The organism is Actinomycetota bacterium (assembly GCA_036280995.1).
Taxonomy (GTDB): domain Bacteria; phylum Actinomycetota; class CALGFH01; order CALGFH01; family CALGFH01; genus CALGFH01.
The window spans coordinates 1-2,092 of the sequence record DASUPQ010000841.1 but is presented as its reverse complement, the minus strand read 5'-3'; the positions used below and the strand labels follow the sequence as shown (position 1 = coordinate 2,092).

General features: G+C 75.1%; 2 protein-coding genes. One reads left to right on the top strand and one right to left on the bottom strand.

What is annotated here, in order from left to right; all coding sequences use genetic code 11:
• Window positions 1-245 (bottom strand): hypothetical protein (locus VF468_28140; GenBank protein ID HEX5882155.1); only part of this gene is annotated, 245 nt, incomplete at its 3' end.
• A gap of 171 nt (window positions 246-416) precedes the next feature.
• Between VF468_28140 and VF468_28135 the strand changes: the two genes are divergently transcribed.
• Window positions 417-1,976, top strand: a complete 1,560-nt coding sequence (locus tag VF468_28135; GenBank protein HEX5882154.1) for an ATP-binding protein — start codon at window positions 417-419, stop codon at window positions 1,974-1,976.
• The last annotated feature ends 116 nt before the right edge of the window (window positions 1,977-2,092 follow it).

Here is a 2,092-nt window from a genome sequence, read left to right as displayed (position 1 = left end):
GCCGCCGCCGCCGACCCGCCGGCGACCGTCCCCAGCAACCGGTGCCGCTCCCGCTCCAGGGCACCGGACTCGGCGGCCAGGGCGCGCTGCCGCTCGCCGAGCTGGTAGAGGCGGTGGACCACGACCCGCAGCCGGGCCACGTCCGGGCCGAGCTGGGGCAGGGCGCAGCCCGGGCAGGTCGCGGCGTCGCCAACCGGGCGGAGGCAGCGTGGGCACCACGGGGTCACCGTCGCCGCTCCGTCCACGTCCCCTCCAGGCTCGATCCTCGTCGGGCCAAGGATGCGCGGGGCCGGCCCACGCCAACAGCCGGTCTCGTGCTCATCTCGGCCGGCGAAGGTGCCCAGACGCGCCTGGGCGGTTCCGGCACCCATTCCGGATGCTTGCCGCGAAACCGGGCGACGGGGGAGACTTGCCCCATGGTGGGCAGGCTCAAGGCGTACACGGCCGGCGTCTCGGCGATCGGCTTCGTGGTGCTCTGCCTCCTCGCGGCAAACGTTGACCTCGGGCAGGTACGCGACGAGCTGCCGCGGGTGGTCGTGCTGGGCTCGTTCGTGGTGGCGGCCTCGTTCTTCTCCATCCCCCTCAGCCGCGACGGGCGCGGCCCGAGGGTCATGGTCGACTCGCCGTTCGTCTTCGCCCTGGTCCTGTTCGGCGGCCCCGGCGTCGCGGCGCTGGTTGTGGCCGCCTCGCTCACGCTGTCCGGCCTTGCCCAGCACAAGCCGCCCCAGAGGCTGGCGTTCAACGTCGGCACCCACAGCATCGGCCTGGCCGCCGGGTCGGCCGCATGGATCGCCCTGGCCGGCGGCCAGGTCGTCGACAGCTCGGCCCTGGTGCCGATCCTGGTCGGGACCGCCGTCTTCGTCGCCGTCAAGACGCTCCTGTTCGTCGGGAGCCTGGCCCTCGACGAGGACCGGACCGTGAGTCCGTCCCGGGTCCTGCGCCAGTCGGTCCTGGTCATCGTGATGGCCGAGGTCGGGGTACTGGTGCTGGTGCTGGCGACCGAGCACCCCGCCCTGCTGGTGCTGGCGCTCGCCCTGATGCTCGGCGCCTACCTGCTGCTGCGCACCGAGACCAAGGCGGTGCTGGGCCGCAGCGAGGCCGAGGAGCGGGCCCGGCGGGAGGCGGAGCTGCGGGCCCAGGAGCAGGAGGTGGCCCGCAAGCTGAAACAGACCGACCAGATGAAGGACGACCTGCTGGCCATGGTCTCCCACGAGCTGCGCACCCCCTTGACCACCGTGGTCGGGGCGCTGCGGCTGCTCAGCGCCGGTCCCCCGATGGGCCCGGCGGAGCGCCAGGAGATGCTGGAGATGGCCGACCGCCAGGCGCGGCGCCTGCGGGTGCTGATCGAGCAGCTCCTGCTGGCCGCCCAGTCCGAGAACGGCCGGGCGCCGTTCCTGGAGACGGCGGCCGAGCGGGTCGACGTCGACGCCGCCGAGCTGCTGGTCGAGGCGGCCACCGAGGCCCAGGCGGGCCCCTGCGGCGACCGGGTGCGGGTGCGCTGCGACCAGAGCCTGCCGGTCCGCCTGGCCCCCGACCCCGTCCTCCAGATCCTCGGCAACCTGGTCGACAACGCCTGCAAGTACGCGCCCGAGGACAGCCTGGTCGTGCTGATCGGGGAGCGTGAGGAGGACGAGGCCGTCCTGGCCGTGGAGGACGACGGCGCCGGGGTCCGGCCCGAGGAGCGCGAACGGGTCTTCGAGCGCTTCACCCGCCTGGAGCCCGGCCGCGGCCTCGGTCTCGGCCTCTACATCGCCCGGCAGCTCGCCCGGGCCCAGGGCGGCGACCTGGTCGTCACCGACGCCCGCGTCGCCAGCGGGGCCCGCTTCGAGCTCCGCCTCCCCCTGCGCGAGCCGGCCCGGCCGGAGCATGCGCCGGAGCTTCAGGAGGTGTCGAACCGGGGCGGGGCCGCGCCCCGGCCGGTGCCCCAGGTGGCCGCCCCGAGCGGGCCCGGCTCGACCCGCTCGGGGCCTCGGTAGCTCCTCGTCCAGCAGCAGGTCGTCGGCGGGCGCGAACCGGTCCACCAGCCGGTGGGCCACGACCCAGTAGCCGTCGGCTGGCCGGGCGGGCTCGAAGTTCCGGCGTTCCCGGGCCC

Bases quoted from the DNA above. Each gene is read 5' to 3' on its own strand.
- VF468_28135 (HEX5882154.1), top strand. From the start codon at position 417: ATGGTGGGCAGGCTCAAGGCGTACACGGCCGGCGTCTCGGCGATCGGC.